Source organism: Neobacillus sp. WH10, from assembly GCF_030123405.1.
In the GTDB taxonomy this organism is placed as follows: domain Bacteria; phylum Bacillota; class Bacilli; order Bacillales; family Cytobacillaceae; genus Neobacillus.
The window spans coordinates 1105962-1131118 of the sequence record NZ_CP126110.1; the positions used below are offsets into that span (position 1 = coordinate 1105962).

General features: G+C 38.1%; 27 protein-coding genes and 1 riboswitch. Of the genes, 16 read left to right on the plus strand and 11 right to left on the minus strand.

All coding sequences use genetic code 11. From position 1 onward, the window contains the following. Positions 1-46: 46 nt before the first annotated feature. Positions 47-925, plus strand: a complete 879-nt coding sequence (locus QNH20_RS05100; protein WP_283921826.1) for a LysR family transcriptional regulator — start codon at positions 47-49, stop codon at positions 923-925. Between the two features lie 93 nt (positions 926-1018). On the opposite strand, the gene QNH20_RS05105 is transcribed toward QNH20_RS05100, so the two are convergent. The 4 genes from QNH20_RS05105 to QNH20_RS05120 form a co-directional block, all read right to left on the minus strand. Continuing rightward, entirely contained in the window at positions 1019-1444 is a 426-nt protein-coding gene (locus tag QNH20_RS05105; protein ID WP_283921827.1) for a VOC family protein, read from the minus strand. 218 nt (positions 1445-1662) lie between these two features. Then, positions 1663-2187: a DinB family protein gene (locus QNH20_RS05110; RefSeq protein ID WP_283921828.1), complete on the minus strand. Its 525-nt coding sequence runs from the start codon at positions 2185-2187 to the stop codon at positions 1663-1665. Positions 2188-2301: 114 nt separating this feature from the next. Further along, a complete protein-coding gene (locus QNH20_RS05115) occupies positions 2302-3036 on the minus strand; it encodes a CPBP family intramembrane glutamic endopeptidase (RefSeq protein ID WP_283921829.1) in 735 nt (244 codons plus the stop codon). After that, a complete protein-coding gene (locus QNH20_RS05120; RefSeq protein WP_283921830.1) occupies positions 3033-3788 on the minus strand; it encodes a MerR family transcriptional regulator in 756 nt (251 codons plus the stop codon). Before QNH20_RS05120 ends, QNH20_RS05115 begins: the two co-directional genes overlap by 4 nt. 131 nt (positions 3789-3919) lie before the next feature. Here QNH20_RS05120 and QNH20_RS05125 point away from each other — a divergent pair, with 131 nt between their 5' ends. Continuing rightward, on the plus strand, positions 3920-4126 hold the full coding sequence (locus QNH20_RS05125; protein ID WP_283921831.1) for a hypothetical protein: 207 nt from the start codon (positions 3920-3922) through the stop codon (positions 4124-4126). Between the two features lie 178 nt (positions 4127-4304). Further along, the gene (locus QNH20_RS05130; protein WP_283921832.1) at positions 4305-4997 is read left to right on the plus strand and encodes a copper homeostasis protein CutC; all 693 of its coding nucleotides are present in this window, start codon (positions 4305-4307) and stop codon (positions 4995-4997) included. Positions 4998-5054: 57 nt separating this feature from the next. Here QNH20_RS05130 and QNH20_RS05135 read toward each other — a convergent pair whose 3' ends face one another. Then, positions 5055-5630, minus strand: coding sequence for a QueT transporter family protein (locus tag QNH20_RS05135; RefSeq protein WP_283921833.1), 576 nt, complete (start codon positions 5628-5630; stop codon positions 5055-5057). A 6-nt stretch (positions 5631-5636) separates the two neighbouring features. Continuing rightward, a riboswitch (PreQ1 riboswitch) is annotated at positions 5637-5681 on the minus strand. Between the two features lie 88 nt (positions 5682-5769). Here QNH20_RS05135 and QNH20_RS05140 point away from each other — a divergent pair. Beyond that, positions 5770-6201 carry a VOC family protein gene (locus QNH20_RS05140; RefSeq protein ID WP_283921834.1) on the plus strand — a complete coding sequence of 144 codons (432 nt, stop codon included), beginning with the start codon at positions 5770-5772 and terminating at the stop codon, positions 6199-6201. Then, positions 6198-6872, plus strand: a complete 675-nt coding sequence (locus QNH20_RS05145) for an oxidoreductase (protein WP_283921835.1) — start codon at positions 6198-6200, stop codon at positions 6870-6872. Before QNH20_RS05140 ends, QNH20_RS05145 begins: the two co-directional genes overlap by 4 nt. Positions 6873-6922: 50 nt before the next feature. On the opposite strand, the gene QNH20_RS05150 is transcribed toward QNH20_RS05145, so the two are convergent. Then, positions 6923-7237 carry a DMT family transporter gene (locus QNH20_RS05150; protein WP_283921836.1) on the minus strand — a complete coding sequence of 105 codons (315 nt, stop codon included), beginning with the start codon at positions 7235-7237 and terminating at the stop codon, positions 6923-6925. A 3-nt stretch (positions 7238-7240) separates the two neighbouring features. Further along, the gene (locus QNH20_RS05155; RefSeq protein WP_283921837.1) at positions 7241-7591 is read right to left on the minus strand and encodes a DMT family transporter; all 351 of its coding nucleotides are present in this window, start codon (positions 7589-7591) and stop codon (positions 7241-7243) included. Positions 7592-7807: 216 nt separating this feature from the next. Here QNH20_RS05155 and QNH20_RS05160 point away from each other — a divergent pair, with 216 nt between their 5' ends. From QNH20_RS05160 to QNH20_RS05190, 7 genes are all read left to right on the plus strand, one after another. Then, positions 7808-8212, plus strand: a complete 405-nt coding sequence (locus QNH20_RS05160) for a globin domain-containing protein (protein ID WP_283921838.1) — start codon at positions 7808-7810, stop codon at positions 8210-8212. 97 nt (positions 8213-8309) lie between these two features. Next, positions 8310-9977, plus strand: a complete 1668-nt coding sequence (locus tag QNH20_RS05165; RefSeq protein WP_283921839.1) for a glycoside hydrolase family 13 protein — start codon at positions 8310-8312, stop codon at positions 9975-9977. Between the two features lie 487 nt (positions 9978-10464). Continuing rightward, positions 10465-11769, plus strand: a complete 1305-nt coding sequence (locus QNH20_RS05170) for an ABC transporter substrate-binding protein (protein WP_283921840.1) — start codon at positions 10465-10467, stop codon at positions 11767-11769. Positions 11770-12109: 340 nt separating this feature from the next. Beyond that, positions 12110-12970 carry a carbohydrate ABC transporter permease gene (locus tag QNH20_RS05175; RefSeq protein WP_283923356.1) on the plus strand — a complete coding sequence of 287 codons (861 nt, stop codon included), beginning with the start codon at positions 12110-12112 and terminating at the stop codon, positions 12968-12970. Beyond that, positions 12970-13785, plus strand: coding sequence for a carbohydrate ABC transporter permease (locus tag QNH20_RS05180; protein ID WP_283921841.1), 816 nt, complete (start codon positions 12970-12972; stop codon positions 13783-13785). The genes QNH20_RS05175 and QNH20_RS05180 overlap by 1 nt, the downstream gene beginning before the upstream one ends. Before the next feature lie 55 nt (positions 13786-13840). Then, positions 13841-14863, plus strand: a complete 1023-nt coding sequence (locus QNH20_RS05185) for a LacI family DNA-binding transcriptional regulator (RefSeq protein WP_283921842.1) — start codon at positions 13841-13843, stop codon at positions 14861-14863. A 55-nt stretch (positions 14864-14918) separates the two neighbouring features. Then, complete coding sequence (locus tag QNH20_RS05190) at positions 14919-16583, plus strand: glycoside hydrolase family 13 protein (RefSeq protein WP_283921843.1); 1665 nt, start codon at positions 14919-14921, stop codon at positions 16581-16583. A gap of 140 nt (positions 16584-16723) precedes the next feature. Here QNH20_RS05190 and QNH20_RS05195 read toward each other — a convergent pair whose 3' ends face one another. Further along, on the minus strand, positions 16724-17239 hold the full coding sequence (locus QNH20_RS05195; protein ID WP_283921844.1) for a DoxX family membrane protein: 516 nt from the start codon (positions 17237-17239) through the stop codon (positions 16724-16726). Positions 17240-17584: 345 nt separating this feature from the next. Here QNH20_RS05195 and QNH20_RS05200 point away from each other — a divergent pair, with 345 nt between their 5' ends. Continuing rightward, positions 17585-19813: a putative bifunctional diguanylate cyclase/phosphodiesterase gene (locus tag QNH20_RS05200; RefSeq protein ID WP_283921845.1), complete on the plus strand. Its 2229-nt coding sequence runs from the start codon at positions 17585-17587 to the stop codon at positions 19811-19813. 109 nt (positions 19814-19922) lie between these two features. On the opposite strand, the gene QNH20_RS05205 is transcribed toward QNH20_RS05200, so the two are convergent. From QNH20_RS05205 to liaG, 3 genes are all read right to left on the minus strand, one after another. After that, the gene (locus QNH20_RS05205; protein ID WP_283921846.1) at positions 19923-21272 is read right to left on the minus strand and encodes an MATE family efflux transporter; all 1350 of its coding nucleotides are present in this window, start codon (positions 21270-21272) and stop codon (positions 19923-19925) included. Positions 21273-21582: 310 nt separating this feature from the next. Continuing rightward, on the minus strand, positions 21583-21972 hold the full coding sequence (locus QNH20_RS05210; RefSeq protein WP_283921847.1) for a YuzC family spore coat inner layer protein: 390 nt from the start codon (positions 21970-21972) through the stop codon (positions 21583-21585). Between the two features lie 191 nt (positions 21973-22163). Further along, complete coding sequence (gene liaG / locus QNH20_RS05215; protein ID WP_283921848.1) at positions 22164-23039, minus strand: LiaG family protein; 876 nt, start codon at positions 23037-23039, stop codon at positions 22164-22166. 352 nt (positions 23040-23391) lie between these two features. Here liaG and QNH20_RS05220 point away from each other — a divergent pair, with 352 nt between their 5' ends. The 3 genes from QNH20_RS05220 to QNH20_RS05230 all read left to right on the plus strand — a co-directional run bounded on the left by QNH20_RS05220 (position 23392) and on the right by QNH20_RS05230 (position 25140). Then, the gene (locus tag QNH20_RS05220; protein WP_283921849.1) at positions 23392-23718 is read left to right on the plus strand and encodes a YnfA family protein; all 327 of its coding nucleotides are present in this window, start codon (positions 23392-23394) and stop codon (positions 23716-23718) included. Positions 23719-23822: 104 nt separating this feature from the next. Further along, the gene (locus QNH20_RS05225) at positions 23823-24155 is read left to right on the plus strand and encodes a rhodanese-like domain-containing protein (RefSeq protein WP_283921850.1); all 333 of its coding nucleotides are present in this window, start codon (positions 23823-23825) and stop codon (positions 24153-24155) included. Positions 24156-24171: 16 nt separating this feature from the next. Then, the gene (locus tag QNH20_RS05230) at positions 24172-25140 is read left to right on the plus strand and encodes a bile acid:sodium symporter family protein (RefSeq protein WP_283921851.1); all 969 of its coding nucleotides are present in this window, start codon (positions 24172-24174) and stop codon (positions 25138-25140) included. The last annotated feature ends 17 nt before the right edge of the window (positions 25141-25157 follow it).

Consider the following 25157-nt stretch of genomic DNA (forward strand, 5'->3'; position numbering starts at 1 on the left):
AATATTTTTAAAGTAATTGATTATTATTTTTAATTAGGAGCCGAGTATGGAATTTCAATGGCTTAACACATTTATTACCGCAGCAGATTGTGGGAATTTTCGTAGAACTGCTGAACTATTATATATTTCACAACCTACCGTAACGGTCCATATTAAACAGTTGGAAAAAGAGCTTGGTATTCTTTTGTTTCATCGGGAAGGGAAAAAAATAAAACTGACTGAAGAGGGAACACGATATTTGGTTCACGCGAAGAGATTACTAGAAGTTTATCAAAGCGGTCTTGAGGACATTACTTCTTTTAGGCAAGGATATACAAGGAAGTTAATCCTCGGTATTTCTCCGCTAATCGCAGATACTATCCTGCCATATGTTTTAAAAAGCTATACAAAGCAGTATCCGGAAGTAGAGATTTCAGTAAAAATCATCGAATCCGTTGATATTGAACATGCGGTTTTAAAGGAGGAAGTAGATTTAGGGCTTTCGTGCTTAAACAGTAGTCATCCAAGTTTGCTTTGTGAACTTTTATCAAAAGACCGTGTAATATTGGTTGCACCGCATGATGGAAGGGATGCTGAATCAGCGCCCCCGTTAGACGAGGAAGAAGTGTTAACGTCCAACTATCTAATAACACACAATCATCCTGGTTACTGGGATCATCTTTGTAGAATGGTAAAAAGTAAATATCCAAGTATACGAATGATGAAAGTTTCGCAGGTTCACATAACGAAAAGGTTTATTGTTGAGGGGTTGGGGGTATCATTTCTGCCGACCTCGACAGTCAGGAGAGAGTTATTAGAAGGCAGATTATTAGAGGTAGATTGTCATACGATCCAACTGCCTGAAGCAAATACGTATGCCATTATGAAATATGATCATTCTAAGCAAAGAGAATTTTTATCGTTTATTTCCAACTACAGATTGTAGGTTTTGTGTCTGTTGAGTAAACGCACTGCAAAAAAGAAAAACGGCTCAGCCTTATTGATTACAGACAGAGCCGTTTTGTTGCTTTGTATAAATTTACTGACGTCCTTCAGTGAAAACTTGGAAGTTTACACCAAACTTGTCAGTTACAGTGCCGTATGCCGGGCTAAAGAAGGTTTCTTGGAGCGGCATTGTCACTTGGCCGCCATCAGTTAATGCTTCAAACATTTGTTTTGCTTTTTCAGCGTCGTCAGTAGTAATACAGATGGTCACTTGATTTCCGCTTTGATGCGGTTGACCTGGGAACGTATCAGAAAACATTAGTTCTGATTCACCCACTTTAATGGTTGCATGGGAAACACGATCCTTTGCCTCTGCTGGTAATGGAAAATCTGGGTTTTCAGGCATTTCTCCGAAAGATTGGCTAAAGAGTACTTGCGCATTTAAAGCCTTTTCGTAAAATTGGATTGCTTCTTTTGCATTTCCGTCCATCACTAAATAAGGAATTAATCGTACTGTCATGAATAATCGCTCCTCGTCTCATAAGAATATTTACTTGCTTTATTCGATAGTTTTCTGGAATACTGGCATCTTGTTGACATTAATCAATAAAAGCAGCCACATCCTAGTATTACCGATATTTCAATTATAAAACAAAGAACGTATGTTCGCAAGCGAAGATTTACCTTCAAAAGAATCTTCGATGGTGCCTGACACCATTTGCACTACAACCAGGTGGTTTATTTCAAAGCAGGCAGGTATCGTTCATTAATAATATTGCAATGGTGGATGGTATGACCTGCGATGATGAAGGCGATGGCACGGGTGGTGATTTCTTTGGCGTTGGCAAAGCCTTTTTTTAGCCAAGCCTCCTCAGGCATGTTTTGAATTAAGGTGATGGTAGCTTTACGTACTGCTGCAAAGTCCTCGATGATATTTTTGATTGGAAGTTGATCAAACTGGGAGTCATTAATATAATCGTTCTCATTAAATCCAGCTAACGGTGTCTGATCTCCGCGGCCAATCCTCAGCAGGCGGTAGGCCATAATTCTTTCGGTGTCAGCCATATGGACAAGTACTTCTTTGATGCTCCATTTACTAGTGGAATAACGGAAATGACCATCTTCCTCCGAAATCCCTTCAAAAAGGGCAATTGTCGCATCTAAATTCTCCTGTAAATTCGATAAAAGGTCGCCATCTGATACTAGATTCACATAAGGTACATAATACTCAGGATATTCATTTTCTAATGGACGTTGTAACAATCCTATTCTCTCCCTTCTAATCTAGCGGAATTTTTCACCCCTCATGTGAAAGGGGTACCGCCACTTTTTTCGTCCGATAGAAAAGTATAACTTTCCTATCAGGCATAAGTACAACTACGCCTCTGTCTTCGCCTGACGGCTTGCCAATCGGCGAGTTTTCTTTATTTTTTCAAAGAAATACCATACCAAGTGGAATAGCATATGGCAAAGGATGGATGCTGCTAACCCCTCACTCCAATATAGCCAGCCACAAACTAATCCTACCATAATATTCATACTATTCGAATAGATAAGGATAGTTTTTGTCACTTTTACTTTCATTTGGTAAATTGACGGTAAGTGAACAAGAGCAAATAGGATAGCAGCCAGCAGGTTTCCACTCCACAAAGAAACGAGTTGGTTATCAATCACAAGGTTCCCGAGCCATACGAAAAAGCTCATTAACCCAAATCGGAATATTACCTCCTCTACAATTCCACCATAAAATAGACGAGTTAAGATCCCCAGCAGTTTCCGCGAATGTTCCACTCTATCGATCGTTACTTTATCAACATTTCTAATAAAATATCCATAATAATAGGCGACATGAATAAGTGCGCACACCAAGCTAAGTAAAAGACTCGTTCCATTAATTCCTGTGAAAGTTAGGTTTGTAAATCCAGCCCTGCTATAGAAAAATATCCCTAAAATTACAAATGGGACAGTCATAATGAGATGGTTCAGTAATCTTGACCAAAACGACGGTATTTTCTCGTCAGGAAGAAAATCTTTGATTAGTTTCTTCTCATTGATAACCATAAGGAAAATCCCCGGGAGTGAAATAGCAACTATAAAGAGTACTAGTTTCATGATAAATCCTCCTCGTCGATTTCGATTCCTTCTTTTTCTAAATAGAATTTCATTGCCATACCAAGCCACTCTTGGTCTTCCATTGTAAAAGGGAGAGGGACATGTGATGGATCTTCAGGAACATTCATTTGCATAATAGCGGAAGTATCAACACCAACTATTTCTGTGAACAACGTGAACATTTCTTTCATCAATGACTGGGACTCTTCACCTTTTGGATCACTCCCACAGACATTCTTCAATTCTGTTAAAAGTACAGCCCATCTTTTTTCAAGCTCGAACTGTTCCTCTTGAGGGATATCAAAAAGAGCTTGCACTTTTTCTTCTGAAAAAAAGTTTTCTAACCATTCCTTATGATCATCTTCTAAAAGGATTCCGTTAATGATTGAGATAAAAATAGTGGAATCCACAGGCTGGTCTTCATCGACGAGATTAAGGGCACTATCCAAGCCTTTGATAATATGATCAATCTGTGCCCGCTTTTCCAGCATCGCTTTCTTTTGAAAAATCAATGATTCTTTTAGATTCCAATTCTCGTTTTTAATTAAATCTTTAATATTTTCGAGGGGAAAACCGAGAAATTTCAACGTAACTATTTTTTGTAAAATGATAAAATGATCATCACCATAAAACCGCCGTCCTGATGCTGACAACTCTGGCTTTAAAATGCCGATTTCATCGTAATAATGAAGTGTCCTAATTGTCACACCTGTCAGTTTAGCAAACGTACCAATTGAGTATTTTTCAGCCATTTCCTTGCCCCCTTCACTTCTATAGATTAATCATAAAACATCACGTAACGTGAGAATCAACATTTATATGGAAAATGATTAGATTATTTTAACAAAATCACCTACTATTTAGATGGAAGCACCTGATTTGAATGGCTCAATCAAAGATTATAGAAGGAAAGGTTGGGCCAACGATGCTCGATATATCAATAATAGAGAACCTCGCGGGAAAAACCTTTAAAATTTTAAATGGCTTTCCGTCGTATGTTACAATCGAACAAAAGGAAAAGCCATCAGGCATCATCTTAGTGCAAGACATATTTTGGGTTATTGCCGAAATGGAGAGGGAAGGGACTTAGTACTTCATTGCACCTCCATTCGTAGAACGCTCCTAAAGAAATGGGAGCAACCCACTATATTGGGAGTACGCATATCGCAAATAAGAGAATGCAAAGAGTATTTGAAAAAAATGCCTGCATGGAAAAATCGCTATCTGAATCGTATTACAAATATTTTTCATAGTAAGAAGGTATGGAAATGAGCAAAGTAGAAATCATTGTCTTAAATAGTGAAGATGCCAGAACGGCGGAAGCCAATGGTGCTGATCGCCTTGAGCTAGTTTCCGCAATCGCTGAAGGCGGTCTAACCCCTAGTTACGGAATAATTAAAACGGTTGTCGAGAGTGTGAAGATTCCTGTTATGGTCATGGTTCGGCCTCACAGCTATTCATTTGTGTACCGTAAGGATGAATGGGATGCCATTCGAGAGGATATTAAAGTGATTAAAGAATTAGGCGCGGCTGGTATCGTCTTTGGTGCGTTAACCGATAAGCAAACGGTTGATTTTGACATGCTTTCCATGGTATTAGAAGAGGCGAAAGGTCTATCCATAACCTTCCATCGTGCTATTGATGAAACAGATTCTCTCGAAGTTTATAAGTCCCTTTGCCTATCTCCATATCATGTAAATCGGATCCTGACATCTGGTGGAAAACCGACGGTAAAAGAAGGACTTGATTCTTTAAAAAGAATGATGGAGGAGTCGCAGAAGTCCGTTGACCGCCCAACAATCTTGCCGGGTTCTGGACTTTCTGCCAATAATATCGCAAACATCCACGAACAGCTTAAGGCCGCTGAATATCATTTTGGCTCTGCTGTAAGGATTGGCGGAGATTTTCGTAATCGAATCAACGGGGATGAGATCCAAAAAATCAAGAAAATGGTCGACTAAGGCAAATTAAAAAAGAGCTGCCACTTGAAGGATCCAAGCAGCAGCTCTAACTATTCTTTATACTATTTTATCAAAACGAACACGTTTATTAATAACATACATGACTGGCATACCTACTGCCATTACGACAAATTCACCAACGGCTGTTGTCAGCCATGTGAACATGAAAGGCAAATCAAATGCCAAATGCAGTTCAAGGGCAATCAAGAACATCGTAAACGTGAAGACCAGTGTATTGACGATCATTCGGGTCCAAATGCCTTTAATAAAACGTGCGCACGCAACCGTGATTAACAAGGCAATCACAGATTGGCCGACACCAAAAATTAGGTCATATGCCTTCATTGGTGAAAAGAATAGATTCGTCAAAAATACACCAAGAACGATTCCATAAATGTACTTTTTGTTAAAAACGATAAGATGATTAAACATTTCCGAAACACGGAATTGGACTTGAGTAAATCCAAACGGCTGGATTAAGGCTGAAACAGCAATGTACAATGCAGCAATAATTCCGTTAATGACAATTCCTTGCACTTTATTGTGTGCTTTGTCGGCGGCGGTAGTTCCAGGGGAACTAGCCCCTGCATTAGCACCAATAGGCTGTGCTAATGTGTTAGTTGTTTTCTCCATATTCATTTCTCCTTAGTTTTTTTTCGTGGGAGGTTCTCGAACCACGCTAATTTGTAATACTTGCAAACTAATATATTAATATAAAAAAATGCACTCGTCAATGACACTATTCTAGAAAAGGAAAAGGGGAAAGACTTGTATGCTGCACCATCTTGAAATCTACGTATCTAACTTAAACAAAACGATCGAATTTTGGAGCTGGTTTTTATCTGAATTAGGATATAAGCCATACCAAAAATGGGAGTCAGGAATTAGTTGGAAATATGAAGAAACGTATATTGTATTTGTTCAGGCTAAAGAGCGCTTCATGGATGTCCCGTATCATCGCTCGAGAGTCGGCCTAAATCACTTGGCATTTCATGCTCAATCCAAAGAACAAGTTAATCGAATAACAGAACAATTGAAAGAAAAGGGAATGAAAATTCTATATGAGGATAAGCATCCGTTTGCCGGAGGGGACTCTCATTATGCCGTTTATTTTGAGGACCCGGATAGAATCAAAGTGGAATTAGTAGCACCGGAAGAAGCTGTTTGCATAGAACCTCAAAAAGAAGGAGATAGGTTCCAGTGAATAATAAAAAAACAGCCCTTGTTTTAGGGGCTAGCGGTCTTATCGGGAGTGAATTGATAACAACACTGATTCAACGGGACCATTATGAAAAAATACATTTGATAGTCCGTAAGCCCATTGAAAATCATTATTCGTCGGTTTGCGAACAACATGTAGTTGATTTTGACATGCTGAAAGCCTACCCTGAATTGTTTCAGGTAACTGATGTATTTTGCTGTTTAGGAACAACAATTAAAAAAGCGAAGACCAAGGAAGCGTTTCGAAAAGTAGATTACGAATATCCAGTAGAAGCGGCAAAATTAGCGTCCCAAGGCGGCGCAGAAAAATTCTTAATTGTTTCAGCAATGGGAGCTGATTCCAATTCTCGATTTTTCTACAATCAGGTAAAAGGTGATGTTGAGGAAACGCTAAAAACACTAAATCTGTCCTCATTAAATATATTTCGTCCATCTTTGTTATTAGGAGAGCGAAAAGAGTTTCGCCTTGGAGAAAAAATGGCTGCGAAAGCAAGTGGTTTTTTAAATACTATCATGGTAGGGCCATTGCGCCCCTATAGAGCAATACATGCAAAAAAAGTAGCTTTGGCAATGGCAATAGAAGCTGAATCAGACAAAAAGGGTGTAAATATCTATCCTTCACTTGAAATTGAACAAATGGTGAGTCAAAAATAACTCAGAGACATTCTCTCTGAGTTATTTTTACCTGCAATATTCCGAACATATTATGAAAACACTTTTAACCCCATTACCCCAATGATAATTAAAACAACACTTAAAATGCGCCCGATGTTTTTCGATTCTCCAAAAAGAAAGATGTTAATTAGCACAGCACCCGCTGTTCCAATACCAACCCAAACAATATAGGCAATACTTAGCTGTAAATAATTAAATGAGGCATATAAAAAAGCAAATGAAGCGCCAAATCCGCCAATATAAAGCACTCCATTTCGTAATGTTTTCCTTTGACTATACAATTTCAGCCCGGCAGCACCGGCGATCTCACTAGCTGCTGCCAAAAGAACAAACAACCAGCCCATACTTTAGGCAGCTCCTTTCATGGATTCTTCTTCCTCTGCTTTGTTATCAGCTAGGTTTAGACCGATGACTCCGATTATGATAAGTACGATAAACAGAAACATCCCCGGATTGAAACTCCCTTCAAAAAGGAAGACATCCATTAACACGGTTCCGACTGTTCCAACCCCTGAAAAAATGGCATAAACCGTACCTGTTGGAAGGCTTGCACATGCTTCGGGAAGAAAGTGGAAGTCGATGGCGATAATTGCAATTACAATTCCCCATTCCCACCAGGTATCAGCAGTATTAAAACCGTACACCCACATTAATTCAAATAAACAAGTTAAAACAACATAAATCCAGGCTTTTTTCATTTTAATCACCTCTTGAAGATGCCTGTATTAGTCACATTAATATTCCGAGATTGAGACATTCATATTATATTAGAATACCATATAATTTGAAAAAGTGGTTTAAAACTGCCTCCCTAGTATGGAAACTTATGAGAGTCAGGGATTAGCGTGATTCATATCACGATATACGCTCTGTTTTATCTTTATAATTGCGGTAAAAGGGGAAAATAAATATGGATGGTGAGAAATTTGGAATACAGATTTAAATCACTTTATAGTGAAATTGGCGGGCAGGAAACGATTGATAAATTAGTCAATGCTTTTTATCCGCGTGTATATAACGATCCTGAGTTGGCACCATTGTTTGAAGGAGATATGGAGGAAATCAAGCGGAAACAGCGGTTGTTTCTGCCACAATTTTTAGGAGGGCCGGCCCTTTACAGCAAAGAATTTGGACCACCGGCCATGAGAGAGCGGCATCTGCCATTTGAAGTGACTCCTAGAAGAGCGCAGTGCTGGCTTCGCTGTATGAAGGAAGCCTTTCAAGAAATTGGCCTTGATCAAAACCCAGCAGGACTTGCCTTTTATGATCGATTAACACAAGTAGCCAGTATCATGGTGAATAGTCCAGATCAAGAATAAAAAATCCTCATCCATAACATGATGGTTGAGGATTTTTTTCTGTTTTGCACCATTTTTGTGTTATAGTGTGTTTGTTTACAATGAGGAGGAGATAAAGTTGAAAACCAATGACCAATGGTGGAAAAAAAGTGTCGTGTACCAAATTTATCCCCGAAGCTTCAATGATTCGAATGGGGATGGAATCGGTGATATCCAAGGTATTATCGAGAAGCTAGATTATTTGAAATTATTAGGTGTTGATGTGATTTGGCTCAGTCCAATCTACGATTCTCCGAATGATGATAATGGCTATGATATCCGGGATTACCAAACAATTATGGATGAGTTCGGAACAACGGCTGACTTTGATCAGATGCTTGAAGAGATTCATAAACGTGACATGAAACTGGTTATGGACCTCGTTGTCAATCACACCTCAGATGAACACGAATGGTTTGTACAATCAAAAAAATCAAAGGACAATCCATACCGTGATTACTATATTTGGCGTGAAGGCAATAAAGGTAAAGAACCGAATAATTGGGGTTCTTTTTTCAGCGGATCTGCATGGGACTATGATGAGACGACAAATGAATATTATTTACACTTATTTTCGAAAAAACAACCTGATCTTAACTGGGAAAATCCAAAGTTAAGAGAAGAAGTTTACGACATGATGAAATATTGGTTAGATAAGGGAATCGATGGCTTTCGAATGGACGTCATTAATATGATTTCAAAACAGCCGGGATTACCTGATGGTGTTCTAGGTGAGGGTCAATTACATGGTGATGGCAGTCCTTTTTTTATGAACGGACCAAGAATCCATGAATTTTTACAGGAAATGAATCAAGAGGTGTTGTCAAAATATCCAATCATGACGGTTGGTGAAATGCCGGGAACAACACCGGACGATGCAATTCTATATACGAATCCCGATAGAAATGAAGTAAACATGATTTTTACCTTTGAACATATGGACTTAGATAGTGCACCAGGAGGAAAGTGGAATTTAAAACCTCTTAACTTAGTTGAATTAAAAGAAAACCAGACAAAATGGCAAACAGCATTACATAATAAAGGCTGGAACAGTTTATATTGGAACAACCATGACCAGCCGCGGATTGTTTCCCGATTCGGAAATGACAAGGAATACCGGGTTAAATCTGCAAAAATGTTAGCAGCCTGTCTTCATTTCATGCAGGGTACACCTTATATTTACCAAGGGGAGGAAATCGGCATGACCAATGTTGCGTTTACCTCCCTTGAAGATTATCGTGATATTGAGACCATTAATATGTATCACGAACGAAAATTATTAGGTTTTACCCATGAAGAAATCATGACGTCCATATATGCAAAGGGAAGAGATAATGCTAGAACACCGGTTCAATGGGATGATTCCCAACATGGCGGATTTACATCTGGTACGCCATGGATAAAGACCAATCCAAGGTACAAAGAAATCAATGTTAAAAGTGCTTTAGAAGATCCGCAGTCGATTTTTTATTTTTACCAAAAATTGATTTCACTTCGAAAAGAGATGGATATTATTGTTGAAGGAGATTTTCAATTACTTGCGAAAAACCATCCAACATTATTTGCCTATGAGAGAAAGTGGAAAAATGAAAGCCTTCTTGTGTTGTGTAACTTCAGTGCAAATGAATTAGTACTGGAGGAGGAATTGACCAGCAGAATTCCTGAATATAAAGTCCTCCTTTCTAACTACGAAGCTGGAAATACCGCTGTATTACGTCCTTATGAGGCAGTTGTACTGAAGAAATAGTAATCGTCAAAAAGCATCGGGAATGAATGATTCCTGATGCTTTTTGAAAAAAATTATTTTATAAAATGTTTGCGCATTCATAAAAAAAGTGATACTATGAATCTATCGATTAGTGCAAACGTTTTCGCTAACGATACATAATGAGAATAGGGGGTTTTAGTAGATTTTACTGTAAACCAAGGTAGAGGTTTTTTATAGGACAACAATTTTTTACAGTTTTTTTCTGCTACTTCGTGCAAACGTTTTCGCTGGAAATAAGGAAATATTCGGTTTTCTAAGGGTTTTGATACCAAACATACGAATTAAATAGTTTTTTATTTATGTCATTGTGCAAACGATTGCGCTTTATGTGCATTACTTATCAATTCTGTATGTTTCAGATTTTCTTTGAATATCAAATTAACAATGACACATCTTAAAAGCATCTATGTTTTCCCGCGTTGCACAATCATTACGTTTACAAAAATAATAAGTATGGGGGTAAATCATGAATAAGAAAAAATTATTTTCCGGAATTGGTGCCGGTGTTCTTTCCCTAAGTCTCCTTTTAACAGGCTGTGGAAATGCAGATAAAAGCGGCTCCAAAGAAGATTCAAAAGGTAATGTAACAATAGATGTATTCCAATTTAAAGTGGAATTTAAAAAGCAATTTGAAAAAGTAGCGAAAGAATATGAAAAAGAACACAAAGGTGTAGATATTAACATTACGACTGTTGGCGGCGGTGAAGATTACGGTGCAGCCCTAAAATCCAAATTTGCGTCAGGTAAAGAACCAGCCATCTACAATATCGGTGGACCGCAGGACGTAAAGGATTGGCAAAAAAAATTAGCTGACTTATCCGATACGAAAGCCTCAAAAGCAGCATTAAAAGGAACACTTGATGGCGTAACGAATGACGGAAAAGTACTTGGCTTACCTTACAACCAAGAGGGCTATGGTTTCATTTATAACAAGGCTGTCTTTGAAAAAGCCGGTATTGATCCAAAATCAATCAAGAGCTTTGCAGATCTTGAAAAGGCAGTAAAAACGCTAGATTCTAAGAAAAAAGAACTTGGTCTTGAAGCAGTATTTGCTCTGCCTGGTAAAGAAACTTGGGTAACTGGATTACACTTATCAAACACGTTCCTTGCACCAGAATTTGATAACAATGTGTTAAATGCTTATAACGCGAAAAAGGTTGATTTCAAATACGGTGATGCGTTTAAAAAAGTACTTGACCTACAAAACGAATATTCCGTGCAGCCAACTGTAAGCCTTGACTATTCTAAACAAGTAGAAGAATTATTCTCGCTTCAAAAGGTAGCAATGATTCAACAAGGTAACTGGGTATATAGTTCAATCGCAGGCATAGATCAAGATTTCGCAGATAATGGTATTGGCATTTTACCAATTCCTGTTGAAGGATATAAAGAAGATGCGATTCCGGTTGGAATCCCAATGTACTGGGGCGTAAACAGTAATAAAGATGAAAAAACTGTTGCCGAAGCGAAAAAATTCTTAGACTGGTTATACACTTCTGATAAAGGTAAAGAAACAGTTATTAATGATTTTAAATTTATTCCTGCTTATGAGGGATTTGATGCATCAAAAATCAGTGACCCGCTTTCTAAAGAAATTTATCAATATTCACAAGATGGCAAGACAATTGGTTGGACATTCATGGGTTATCCAACTAATTGGGGACAAAATGAGCTCGGAGTTCAAATTCAAAAATATTTGAGCAAAGATGCTAAATGGGAAGATGTCGTAAAAACGACTCAAGCAGCTTGGGAGAAATCAAGAAATAAATAATACCCTCTGAACACAGATAATGGGTCCTACTTGTAAAAGTGTGGACCCATTATAAATTAACAGAGAGGCAAGGGGCTGGTTAATAAGACGGCACTCTTGGCATTAACGCTTTACTTAAGAGATAAGAAAGTATAATTTTCGACTTTGAGGATTATCTAGCTCCATAAGATTAACCTTAGGAAGCGATTCCTCGTACGAAGGAAAAGCGTTAGCTTTTTCGAGGAGCGCCTAGCGGCTAGTGGGCTTCACTAAACGGACGCTTGCGCATTTCTTATCACTCAGCCCCTTTTCTTTCATATTTATTACAAACTTAAGAATTACATTGGAGGTTTTTACCATGATGCGTACTCGGGATGTATCCTACTGGTTATTCTTAGCACCGGTTCTTTTAGCATTGTCCATGGTGGTTATTATTCCGCTGGTATTTGGGGTTTATTATTCATTCACAAACTGGAACGGAATTGAAGTGGGCGGATTTATCGGCTTTGAAAATTACCTTAATGTCTTTAAGGATAAGGAATTTTTAGACTCACTATGGTTCACGATTAAATTTTCAGTTGTATCTATTATTTTCATTAATTTCTTTGGCCTTGCATTAGCCCTTATTGTTACATCAAAAATTAAAACAAGTAAATTCCTCAGAACCATCTTTTTTATGCCAAACCTAATTGGCGGCCTTATTTTAGGCTTTATCTGGCAGTTTATTTTTATCAAAGTATTTGCCGGGGTGGGAAATTTATTTGGCATTGAAAGTTTAGAAGGCTGGCTCTCCACAACAGAAACAGGATTTTGGGGCTTAGTTATCCTAATGAGCTGGCAAATGTCCGGATATATTATGGTCATTTACATTGCATACTTAGAAGGAGTACCAACTGAACTTATTGAAGCAGCTGAAATTGACGGCGCAAGCCCATTCCAGCGTCTTCGCTACATCGTGTTTCCACTTGTAGCTCCTGCTTTTACGGTTAGTATGTTTTTAACCTTATCAAATACCTTTAAGCTCTACGACCAAAACCTATCACTAACAGCAGGGGGACCATACAATTCCACACAAATGGTGGCGATGGAAATTTTCAAAACGGCCTTTGGTGAAAGTGAAATGGCTTATGCTCAGGCAAAAGGAGTAATCTTCTTTATCATTGTTGCAGCGATTTCGTTAACACAAGTTTACATCAATAAGAAAAGGGAGGTAGAAATGTAATGGGACGAAAATATAAATGGCCGCTGGAGATTCTCGGTGTGGTATTAGGTCTCATATGGCTCTCTCCTTTTTACTTAATGATTGTGAATTCGTTTAAATCGAAGAAGGAAATTTTTGCAGATACATTAAAGCTCCCTGAATCATTTAATTTTGATAACTACATTGAAGCCTTTAACGAACTGGATTTTTTAAAGACATTTTTTAACTCAGTCATTATCACCGTTGTAAGTGTTGCGGTTATTATCGTGTTTTCTTCAATGGCTGCTTATGCCCTTTCAAGAAACAAAGGTAAAGTAAGTACGATCGTGTTCTTTATGTTTGTTGCAGCAATGCTAATTCCGTTTCAATCGGTGATGATTCCGCTTGTTTCGTTTTTTGGAAAAATGGAATTGCTAAATCGTGTGGGAATTATCTTTATGTATTTAGGATTTGGCGCAAGTCTATCGATCTTTTTATACCATGGTACTTTAAGCGGGATTCCAAAATCCTTAGATGAAGCTGCGACCATTGATGGAGCTAATCGGTTTCAAATCTTTTGGTATATTATCTTCCCAATGTTAAAACCGATTACCGTTACGGTAGCGATTTTAAACACCATTTGGATTTGGAATGACTATTTACTTCCGTCCCTTGTCATCAACCAAGAAGGTATGGAAACAATCCCATTGAAAATGTTCTTCTTCTTTGGTGAATATACGAAACAATGGCATTTAGCGCTGGCAGGATTAACAATCGCCATCATCCCAGTTATCATCGCCTACTTCTTTGCACAGCGGGAAATTATCAAGGGAATTTCCGAAGGTGCTGTTAAATAAGAAATAATCTTTTATATAATAGTAAAATAGTAACTTTTGGAATTAGGGGGAAGTAATGGTGGTAACAATTAAAGATGTGGCAAGGGAAGCGGGTGTAGCGCCTTCAACGGTTTCAAGGGTGATTGCTAATAACCCGCGAATCAGTGAAAAGACAAAGAGACGTGTAAAAGAAGTAATGGACAAACTAGGATACTATCCTAATTTGCAGGCACGGAGCTTGGTTGCTAAAAGCACTCAAACCATTGGAGTGATTATGCCGAATTCGGCCTACCATGCCTTTCGAAACCCATTCTTCCCTGAAGTATTAAGAGGAATCAGTATGACCGCCCATGATCGTAAGTACGGGATTTATCTTTCAACCGGATCGTCGGAGGAAGAAATTCACGACGAGGTTCTTTCCATGGTGAATGGAAGGCGTGTAGATGGAATTGTTCTTTTATACTCACGGGTAAATGATCGGACGATGAACTATCTTGAGGAATCAGGATTTCCTTTTACCGTTGTTGGAAGGCCTAGTGCGAATGAAGAAAGAATAACGTTTGTGGATAATGACAATATTTTTATAACAAAGCAGGTAACCAATTATTTAATTGAGATGGGGCATCGAAATATTGCCTATGTAGGTGTAAATCCGAATTTTGTCGTAACCATTGATCGAATTAATGGGTACAAAGCGGCACTAATGGAGGCAGGACTTCCTGATAACGATGTCTTCCTTGTTCATGAAGATTTGGTTAAAGAAAAAGGGAAGGAAGTCATTCAGTCGCTTATGTCGTTAGACGTTCCACCTACCGCACTTGTCACACAGGATGACTTAATGGCATATGAAATGATTAGTCATTTAGAAACGTTAAACATAAAAGTACCTGATGATATTTCGATCGTTAGCTTTAATAACCTTTCATTATCAGAGCATTCTAAGCCTCCATTAACATCTGTAGATATCGGTACATTTCAATTAGGCCATGTAGCAACACAGTGTTTAATTGAAAAAATTGAAAATCCTGAGACATTACCAAAGCGAATTACGATTCCAACAAAGCTGATTGAACGAAAATCTTGTGCAGCAAAAAAATAGAGTTTTGGATGGAACGTGAAAGCATCAACATAAATAGAGTCAGTGAGGATTTAACATGAATAAATTATGGTGGAAAGAAGCAGTTGCCTATCAAATTTATCCCCGCAGCTTTATGGATTCGAACGGGGACGGAATTGGTGATATTCAAGGCATTATCTCTAAACTGGATTATTTAAAGGATTTAGGGATTGATGTCATCTGGGTTAGCCCGATGTATCAATCGCCTAATGATGATAATGGATATGATATTAGTGATTATCAGGAAATTATGGCCGAGTTCGGAACAATGGCAGATTTTGATTTGCTGTTAAAAGAAACACATCAGCGAGGCATGAAATTGATTCTGGATTTAGTCATCAATCATACAAGTGATGAGCATCCATGGTTTATCGAATCGCGTTCATCTAAAGAGAACCCGAAGCGGGATTGGTATATTTGGCGGGACGGTAAAGGTGGAAAAGAGCCAAATAACTGGGAAAGCATTTTTAGCGGCCCTGCATGGGAATATGATGAAAAAACAGACCAATATTTCATGCATATTTTTTCAAAAAAGCAGCCTGACCTTAATTGGGAAAATAAAGATGTCCGTCATGCTCTATATAATATGATCAACTGGTGGCTGAATAAGGGGATAGACGGTTTCCGTGTTGATGCCATCAGCCATATTAAGAAAGAAGAAGGTCTCTTGGATATGCAAAATCCTGAGGGGCTGCCATATGTTTCTTGTTTTGAAAAAATGATGAATGTTGATGGGATTCATACCCTTTTACAAGAGTTAAAGGAAGAGACATTTTCCAATTATGACATTATGACCGTTGGTGAAGCAAACGGGGTAACGGTTGACGAGGCGGAAGATGTAGAGAATTGGGTCGGAGAAAAATCAGGGAAATTCAATATGGTATTCCAATTTGAGCACCTGGCACTTTGGGATGCTGAAACGAAAAAAGCTCTTGATATTGTTGAGTTAAAGGATGTCTTATCCCGCTGGCAAAAAGGGCTGGAAGGCAAGGGTTGGAATGCCTTATTCATCGAAAATCATGATAAACCGCGTGTTGTCTCTACATGGGGAAATGATCAAGAATATTGGTATGAAAGTGCAACCGCGTTTGCAGCGATGTATTTTTTGATGCAGGGAACACCGTTTATTTATCAAGGTCAGGAAATAGGAATGACCAATGTTCAATTTGACTCGATTGATGACTATGATGATGTTTCGGCAAAAAATATGTACCGTTTGAAGCGTGCGGAAGGAATACCACATGAGGAAATCATGGAGGTCATTTGGGCTTCCGGACGTGATAACTCTCGGACACCAATGCAATGGTCTGCTGCAGAAAACGGGGGCTTCAGTACTGGAACTCCTTGGTTAAAGGTTAATCCGAATTACAAGCACATCAATGTAGAAATTCAGGAAAATGACGCTAATTCCGTCTTGAACTTTTACAAAAAACTGATTCGCTTGAAGAAGGCGAAAGAAGTGTTTACTTATGGTACCTATGAATTGCTGCTTAAAGATGACACACAAATCTATGTTTACACCCGGACGTTGGATAAAGAAAAGATGATTGTCATCGCTAATCTTTCTGCGAAGCCGGCAGAATTTCAGGGAGTTTCCTTGGATAATCGGAATTTGCTGTTGAACAACTATCCAGTTTCCAAGCATCAATCACTTGAAAGAATAACATTAAAGCCATATGAGACAAGAGTATATAGAGTTTAAAAAAAAGACGATTCAATGCCGAATCGTCTTTTTTCTGTCTGATAGGAAAGGTTAACTTTCCTATCAGACATTAGTGTAACTATTCCTCTGACTTCACCCTTTGGGGCTCGCCAATCGGTGGATTTTCTTTAACAGCTAAGTTAAGCAGCCGCTTTTGGTGTCTCGTTGCCAACACCTTTTTTACTCATTTTTCTGATGAAAGGAACTACCCATCTGTCTAAACCGATTCTTCCAGCATTATATCCTGCAGCTAAGATGATAAAGCCAAGGAAGATGTCTGTTGGGTTGTGAGATACAGTACCTGCTAGGAAGAAGCTAAAGTTCATTACTAAGCCAAAGAACATTGCGGCAGTTGTTAAGCAGCCTAAGAGTAATCCTAAGCCTATTAATAATTCACCCCAAGGGACGATGAAGTTAAAGAGATCAACATTTGGTAAGGCAAATCCTTTTAAGAATTCAACATACCAGCCATATACAACGGCACCGTCTGGCCCTTTAACCGGGTTTGCCGTAACACCTTTTAAAAATCCAGTTGCGTCAAATCCACCTGTTATTTTGTGTAATCCTGCTGTAAACCAAGAATATCCAAGGTATAAACGTATGACTGTTAAGAGGACGGCAGAGATTTTGTTTTCTCTCAAAAATTTATTAAACATAATGCATTCCGCCTTTCTTTTAATTATTTGTTTCTTTCTACTTCCAATATATTAGATTTTTATATAAAAAACATGACTATAGTGATAAGTTCAAAGTTTGTTCGAAATGTTTTGACAAAAGTATGACTGTCTTATTCTGTTGTATTTTTTGAAATATATAACAGGGATTGAGCAATGCACATCAATTATTTGAAAAATTAAATCATAGTCAGAAAAAACAATGCAATCGTTTACATTCGTCTAAGCCTTTGATTGTGAAATAGGTAAAATTTTGTTATTTTTAAGATACAAAATAATTTTTATTTTTCGTGAGATTAACAAAATTGAATAAGGGAGAAAACAAATATGGGGAAACCCAAAAAATTAAACCTTCAACGTATTTGGATACTCATTTTTAGTTTGATTGTTTTTACAGAACTACTAGATTTTACTGCTTCAAGTCTTTTTCCTGCTATTAAATATTCTTCTATAATCATTGTTATCGGGACTTTACCCCTTCTGATTGTTACGATAAAGAGGGTAAGAAAAAAATATGAAGAGCTTAGGCAAAGCAAACTAAAATTGAAAAATATATTTGATACCCTCGATGTTGCTATCTGGTCACATGATTTAAAATCCGACACCTTGTTAATTACCTCAGGAATTGAAAAATTATATGGGTATACTTATAAAGATTTTTATCAGGATCTCGATCTATGGAAAAAGGTAATTTATCCAGAAGACATATCTTTTTTATCTGAAAGAGCAGCGAGGTTAGCCAAAGGAGAAACCGTTACGAGTGAGTATCGGATTGTGCGGCTTGACGGAGAGGTTCGTTGGATACAGGACAGGGGTTTTCCAACGCTCGATAGTAACGGAAACTTTGTCGACTTTAATAGTGTTTTATTTGATATAACGGATCGTAAAGAAAGCGAAGACAGGTATCGTAGTTTAGTAGAAATGTCACCTGATATTATTGCAGTCGTCAGCAATGATAAAATCGAATATATTAATGAAGCAGGCTGTAAGCTAGTCGGGGCCAGCAATCCGGAAGAATTAACTGGACAATCTCCGTTGAAATTTGTACCTGAAGAAATTGTTGAAGCGTTTAAAAATAGGGGAGCCCAACAGCAAGAAAAAAGATTTAGACTCGAATTTCAGGTTAAACAACTGAATGGAGAGACAATTGATGTAGAAATGGCTTCTGCTCCTATCTTTTATGAAGGCAGATTTGCTGTCCAGGTGGTTGGCAGGGATATTACTGAACGAAAAATTGCAGAAAAAACTATCCAAAAAATGGCCTATCACGATTCGTTGACAGGTTTACCAAATCGAAATCGCTTTAGGAATTATCTTAACGAAGTGTTAAATAGACAACAAGAAAATAAGATATTGGCTGTTTTATTTTTAGATTTAGATAGATTTAAGATTATTAATGATACAAAGGGGCATACCGTTGGAGATATGATTCTCCAAAAAGTAGCGGACAGGTTAGAAATGGCTGTTCAAAATGAAGGGTTTGTCTCAAGGCAGGGCGGGGACGAATTTATCATTTTACTAGAAGATATTGATAAAGAAAGAGCAAGTGTTGTTGCTCAGCGTATTCTAAATGAATTTTCTGAGCCAATTGAAGTGTACTGCCAAGAATTTTTTGTCACTCCTAGTATTGGAATCAGCCTTTATCCTAATGATGGAAAAGATGAGGAAACTTTATTAAAGAATGCAGATACGGCAATGTACCAAGCCAAAGAACGTGGGAAAAATAACTTCTGTTTCTATTCTTCCAATTTAAATGGGTTATCGATTCGGAAAATGGAGCTGGAAAATGGTTTAAGGAAAGCACTGGAACAGAATCAATTCACACTTCATTATCAACCACAGGTATCCCTAGAAACAGGGGAACTAGTTGGAATAGAGGCATTAATTCGTTGGCAGCATCCTGAGCATGGATTTATTGCACCTTCTGAATTCATTCCATTGGCAGAGGAAACAGGGCTGATTGTTCCGATTGGTAAATGGGTAATATGGGAAGCAAGCAAACAAAGAAAAACTTGGGAAACTGCCGGTCTTTGTGATGTTCCTATTGCCGTAAATGTTTCTGTACGCCAATTTGAGGATGAACATCTTATCGAATATATTTCAACCCTATTGGAAGAAGTGGGACTTCAGGCGAACCAATTAGAATTAGAAATTACTGAAAGTATTATGCAAAACCTAGAGAATTCAACGATTATCCTAAATAAACTAAAAAAACGCGGGGTACTGCTTTCTATCGATGATTTTGGAACAGGCTATTCCTCGTTGAGTTATTTGAAGCATCTTCCAATCGATAAAATTAAAATTGATAAATCCTTTGTTGATGATATTCTTTACCATTCAAATCAAGGCATTATGGTAAAAACGATAATTGATATGGGGGTGAATTTTAATTTTACCGTAATTGCGGAGGGGATTGAAACAGATGAACAACTTGCCTTTTTAAAGAAAAATAAGTGTAAGATTGGTCAAGGGAACCTGTTTAGCAAGCCTATCCCAGCATGTCAAATGGAAGAATATCTTTTAAAAAGAACTAGAAAAAGTGGTATCACTATATAATTTGGTGTACCACTTTTTTGCCGATAGTAAATATTACTTTCCTAGCAGGCATAAGTGCAACTACACCTCTGTCTTGACCCTAGGGGCTCGTAATCGGCGAGTTTTTTTCTCAAACAGTCATATGGACTTTTCTTTCCCATGGTTTCATGAGCCATCTTCTTAAGGCAAAGCAGCCCCGCAGCCATTCATCAGCTCCTTGAGCAAGCCAAATGCCTAATAGTCCTAATCCATAATGAACCCCGAACAGATAACTAAGAGAAACAGCAATGCCCCACATCGAAAGTATTCCAATAATGACTGGAAAGCGGACATCACCCGCTGACTTCAGAGAACTCATCAAAACGATATTCATAGCTCTGCCAGGTTCGACAAAAACAATCGCCCATAATACGGGTAGACCAACGGCAATAATGCCCTGGTCTTTTGTAAATGCCTCTAATAATGGTGAGCCAATCATGGCCATAATTAACGATGTAAGCAGAGAGGCAATCATTGATATCTTTAGTGTGCGAATGCCGCGCCTTAGCGCCTTATCAAATTGTCTAGCGCCAATGTAACGAGCCACCAAAAGCTGCGTTCCTTGGGCAATCGCCAGCGTAAACAAAAAACAGATCATGTTAATATTTAAAATATAGACACGGGCGGCAAGAGAAGCTGTGCCCATGGAAACAACAAAGCTCGTAATGATCAGCTGGGAGAGTTGATAAGAAAGATTTTCACCCGCTGATGGAATTCCAATTGCCAGCAGTCCTTTGATATCTTCCTTTTTTGCTTTGAAAATATCACTGAAAGTCAGTTTTAAAGAAAGTCTGTTATAAACTAGGTAGATTAGTGCACAGACGGCATATGCCCGTGCGATAACAATCGCCCATGATACACCGGTTACACCTGTAATCGGTAAACCAAAAATCCCTGAAATGGCTATGATATTACCGCCAATACTGATGAAATCCATGACCACGGTCACAACCATCGATTCTTTTGTATATCCGTGACTGCGGAGGATGGCACTTAATGCGAGTGAGATGGATTCGAAAAAGAGAGAGATTCCGCATATCCGAACAAATGTAAGTCCGTATTCGTATACTTTTCCCTGAATGTCGAAAAAATGTAAAAGCTGTTCTCCAAAGAGGAAAACGATCACCGCCACCACTATGCCAAACCAGAAATTCAGTCCAAACACAGAGCGTGACAGCTGTCTTGCGTTTTTCAAGCGTCCGGCTCCGAGGTTTTGGCTAATCAAAACGGTTGCACCAATCGAAGTAACAGTAAAGACTAAAATAAAAATGTTTAGTAGCTGGTTTGCTACGCCAACTCCAGCTGCTGCGGCATCAGAGTAATGACTCAACATGAACGTAGCAATAATCCCAATACCCATATGAAGGGCCAGCTCAATAAGAAGCGGCCAAGAAATACTGAATAACGATTGTTCCTGAAACTTGTTAGTTTGTTCTTCCAAGCTGAAATACTCCTTTATCTTATTAACTTATTAAAATATCATTCCCATTGTACACCTTACCGATTATTAAAAATAGAGGTAGGTGTTTTAAAAGCATCGATACCTATAATTCTATTATTAAAATGTACTTGATCATTTCGTAGCGTTCTTTCTAAAGAATGCTTCTGTGAACTATAGCTTTAACTTACCATACGCAGATTAAGTCGAAGAAAGATATGCATAAAAAATACCTGATGACTTCATCAAATTTCAAAGTCATCAGGTATTTTTTATTACATGTTTGTCAGTGAAATGCAAGTTACTAATCGGTTTATTGACTCCATTTCAGCCCCACAGTTAAGGTGCAGCAATTAATTGGATTGTACGGGGTTGGTGGTGTTGTCAGAATGAAATGCACATCGGTAGGATTAAACTTGGTTGCTACCGGGACTCTTAGACCAATAGATTTAATCATTTTGTCCACTTCGGCTTGTTTTCCTTGCTGGGCAGCACTCATCAATTTTCTAGAAAACGCAACATTACCTAATCGGTTTAGTAACATACTTGCTTGGGCCATTAATTGGTGAAATGACTTAACCGAACCTTCAAATATTTTAGGATCCACAGCCGGATACGTACGGGGAATTGGATAGTTTACCATATTTGCTGGATAGGGCGGCATCTGGTGAATAACTGGATAATGATAAGGGTTATATGACATGCTTCACTCTCCTTCCATAAGGAATAACAAAAGACAGTATACGATATGATATTTAGGAATTATTGGTTACTTAGAGTTTTAAACAGAAACTGATACAAATCACCGAAATGATTTTCTATTCTCAAAGTCGAAATTTAAACTTTCTCTCAAAAAAAGCGCTTGGATTTTGGAAATCCAAGCGCTTTTTAGCATTAATGTATCCGGATATCACCACTAGAAACATCTAGGTCGATTTTATACTTGCCAGAGCCATGTTTGCCCTGAATACTGTGCTTATTATGCTCTTTTGTGGTCAATGGAAAATCACATGAAATGTTGCCGCTGCTCACATCACTATTAAGAGTAAAATCAGCGTTATCAGGTAAATCAAGTCCCACATCCCCTGAGCTTACATCTAATTTAACCGAATCTGCTAACTTATCCATTTGAATATTTAACTCTCCCGATGAAACATCAGCTTCAATTGCACCAATATAGTGTTTGATATCAAGGTTACCGGAACTAAGGTCAATTGTGCCTAAATTCGTTTTGAAAGAATCGATCTTCACATTTCCGGAACCTACGTCTTGAGTCCATTGTTTAACGATTAAATTTCTGAAATTCATGTTCCCAGAACCAATATCAACGGTTAATTCATCTAAGTTCATCGGCTTCTCTTTAGACTGTCCGGAAAAATTCAAATTTCCTGAGCCTAAATCAATAATCATATTCCGATTATAATCTTCTGGAATGTAGATTTTTAGCTTGGATTTTTCCGAAAACGATGACCAATTGAACCAATTAAACCCCTTGCTTTTTAGTGAAACCTCGACTGTATCCCCATTTTCAGAAACTTTTAATATTTGCTTCCCGTTATAAACTGCTTTTAAATTGGGCCGATCCTCAGGAATAATTGTAGTACTGACACTTGAAACATCTACTTTAATTATCTTGATATCATTTGAAATGGCTGCTTGCCCATCTTTATTACCGTCACTGCCGGCACCAAATATATCGAAGCGATAGGCTTGATTAAACACTATATATAATCCGGTAACCACTAATAACAAAATCAATATTCTCTTCATTTGTAACATCCCCTTTTCCTTCATACTCCTTCTATATATAGGTTAAGAAATCCTTCACCTTTCCTCCATGTACCGGAGATTTATTTTTATCTAAGACTTAAGAAGTATTTTAGAGATGAACTGCTTGAATTCGTTGAATAAAGGAATTCCTACAGCAATGCAAGGATACAAAAAAAGTATTTTGCCTTTTAGATTCCATTGTGCATCATTTGGTGTTTTAATTGAAAAAGGATATCTCAATGGTTAGTTGACAGTCCATAGAAGTTATTGGCGACTGAGCCTTTGAAATGAATAAGAGCTTGGCCGTTTTTAGCGGTATTTGTTAAATTTAGGAATAAGGTGAGTGATTACGATGCTGCAAGCAATCATATTGTTTATATTTGCCGGATTAGCCGAAATTGGCGGAGGTTACTTGGTATGGCTGTGGCTGAGGGAAGATAAGCCATTATGGTATGGAATACTAGGAGGAATCATCTTAATTTTATATGGAATTATTCCAACACTTCAAAATTTCCCGAGCTTTGGACGGGTTTATGCTGCATATGGGGGAGTTTTTATTATTCTCGCAGTATTGTGGGGATGGGTAGTTGATAAAAAGACACCTGATACATACGATTGGGTTGGTGCCTTTATTTGTTTAATTGGTGTTTCGGTCATGCTCTGGGCACCGAGACATTAATTTATTGATCAAAAATTCCAATTCGATATTTTTTTCGATTTCCGAAGTATTTTATCGTTCCTTTAATTATAATTGTGTTATTCTTTGTAATGGAGGTGCACAAAATGACATACAAAAAAATCACACCGAAAGAACTCCATGAAAGACTGAAAAGTGGTGAAAAGGTACTTCTACTGGATGTCCGGGCGGAAGAAAAATTCAATGAATTTCACATAAAGGAAAGCCGTAATCTTCCAAAAACTAATATTTTTCAACTGGACGAGAAACAAGATGCTCAGCTATCCTTACCGAAAGATCAAGAAATCATCGTGACCTGCACAACTGGTAATTCTGCATCTAAATGTGCCGCCATCCTAGATACTTACGATTATCATGTGACTGTATTGGATGGAGGTCTTACGGCGTGGAAGGCATATAAGAATTCACTGGAAGATTGATAGGGAGAAACCTGACATGCTGCAAAAGTTAAATAAGCAACTAGAAAAAATCATGCCCCTTATCACTCCGGTTAGTGTGGTAATAGGTGTGCTGCTCAGTGCCTATTTGAAGGATTTTTCCTTCTTAATCCCTTGGATATTTGCTTTTATGACCTTCGCCGGAAGCTTAAGTTCTAATTTCCAATCATTAAAGGAGGTCATGATCCATCCGTTTCCTATTTTCTTGGCGATGTTGATCCTGCATGCCCTGATGCCTCTTTGGGCTTGGGGAGTCGGTCATATCGCCTTTTCTGGTGATGTTTACACGATTACCGGGCTTATATTAGGCATGGTTATCCCAACAGGCATCACAAGCTTCATTTGGGTTTCGATCTACAAAGGTAACATTCCCTTGGTCTTATCAATTATCTTAATAGATACATTACTTTCGCAAATCCTTGTTCCATTTTCACTTTCGTTATTTGTCGGTCAAAGGGTTGAACTGGACTTCATTAATATAATGAAAGGGTTATTAGGCATGATTGTCATCCCTTCTGTAATCGGTATGTTGTTAAACCAGGCAACAAAGGGGAAAATTAATGACCAACTAGGCACACGTCTAGCTCCTTTTTCAAAAATGAGCATCGGCATTGTCGTCATGCTCAACGGATCAGTTGTTGCACCCTATTTGAAAAATGTCAATCTGAAACTTGTCGGTATTACGTTAACTGTTTTTTTCATCGCCTTGACGGGGTACTTGTTTTCCTTCCTTTTAGGGAGGTTGATGAAACGGGATCGAGACACGGTTATTACTCTGACTTTTTCAGGTGGAATGAGAAATATCAGTGCCGGTGCGGTTCTAGCAGTATCCTTTTTTCCGGCAGCGGTTGCTGTGCCTGTGGTTTTAGGAATGCTTTTTCAACAGGTGCTTGCCTCGACGAATGGACATTTTCTCGATCGGTTTTATAATAAAAAAGTGGAAAAGCAGGAATCAGTTGTTCTATAAAAAAGAAGGTGTTTTAT

Coding starts and splice junctions, on each gene's coding strand:
- QNH20_RS05105 (WP_283921827.1), bottom strand. CDS start 1,444: ATGACAGTACGATTAATTCCTTATTTAGTGATGGACGGAAATGCAAAA.
- QNH20_RS05120 (WP_283921830.1), bottom strand. CDS start 3,788: ATGGCTGAAAAATACTCAATTGGTACGTTTGCTAAACTGACAGGTGTG.
- QNH20_RS05195 (WP_283921844.1), bottom strand. CDS start 17,239: ATGTTTAATAAATTTTTGAGAGAAAACAAAATCTCTGCCGTCCTCTTA.
- QNH20_RS05130 (WP_283921832.1), top strand. CDS start 4,305: ATGAGCAAAGTAGAAATCATTGTCTTAAATAGTGAAGATGCCAGAACG.
- QNH20_RS05115 (WP_283921829.1), bottom strand. CDS start 3,036: ATGAAACTAGTACTCTTTATAGTTGCTATTTCACTCCCGGGGATTTTC.
- liaG (WP_283921848.1), bottom strand. CDS start 23,039: ATGAAGAGAATATTGATTTTGTTATTAGTGGTTACCGGATTATATATA.
- QNH20_RS05185 (WP_283921842.1), top strand. CDS start 13,841: ATGGTGGTAACAATTAAAGATGTGGCAAGGGAAGCGGGTGTAGCGCCT.
- QNH20_RS05125 (WP_283921831.1), top strand. CDS start 3,920: ATGGCTCAATCAAAGATTATAGAAGGAAAGGTTGGGCCAACGATGCTC.
- QNH20_RS05180 (WP_283921841.1), top strand. CDS start 12,970: ATGGGACGAAAATATAAATGGCCGCTGGAGATTCTCGGTGTGGTATTA.
- QNH20_RS05160 (WP_283921838.1), top strand. CDS start 7,808: ATGGTGAGAAATTTGGAATACAGATTTAAATCACTTTATAGTGAAATT.
- QNH20_RS05230 (WP_283921851.1), top strand. CDS start 24,172: ATGCTGCAAAAGTTAAATAAGCAACTAGAAAAAATCATGCCCCTTATC.
- QNH20_RS05170 (WP_283921840.1), top strand. CDS start 10,465: ATGAATAAGAAAAAATTATTTTCCGGAATTGGTGCCGGTGTTCTTTCC.
- QNH20_RS05210 (WP_283921847.1), bottom strand. CDS start 21,972: ATGTCATATAACCCTTATCATTATCCAGTTATTCACCAGATGCCGCCC.
- QNH20_RS05190 (WP_283921843.1), top strand. CDS start 14,919: ATGAATAAATTATGGTGGAAAGAAGCAGTTGCCTATCAAATTTATCCC.
- QNH20_RS05155 (WP_283921837.1), bottom strand. CDS start 7,591: ATGAAAAAAGCCTGGATTTATGTTGTTTTAACTTGTTTATTTGAATTA.
- QNH20_RS05175 (WP_283923356.1), top strand. CDS start 12,110: ATGCGTACTCGGGATGTATCCTACTGGTTATTCTTAGCACCGGTTCTT.
- QNH20_RS05225 (WP_283921850.1), top strand. CDS start 23,823: ATGACATACAAAAAAATCACACCGAAAGAACTCCATGAAAGACTGAAA.
- QNH20_RS05220 (WP_283921849.1), top strand. CDS start 23,392: ATGCTGCAAGCAATCATATTGTTTATATTTGCCGGATTAGCCGAAATT.
- QNH20_RS05200 (WP_283921845.1), top strand. CDS start 17,585: ATGGGGAAACCCAAAAAATTAAACCTTCAACGTATTTGGATACTCATT.
- QNH20_RS05100 (WP_283921826.1), top strand. CDS start 47: ATGGAATTTCAATGGCTTAACACATTTATTACCGCAGCAGATTGTGGG.
- QNH20_RS05140 (WP_283921834.1), top strand. CDS start 5,770: ATGCTGCACCATCTTGAAATCTACGTATCTAACTTAAACAAAACGATC.
- QNH20_RS05135 (WP_283921833.1), bottom strand. CDS start 5,630: ATGGAGAAAACAACTAACACATTAGCACAGCCTATTGGTGCTAATGCA.
- QNH20_RS05150 (WP_283921836.1), bottom strand. CDS start 7,237: ATGGGCTGGTTGTTTGTTCTTTTGGCAGCAGCTAGTGAGATCGCCGGT.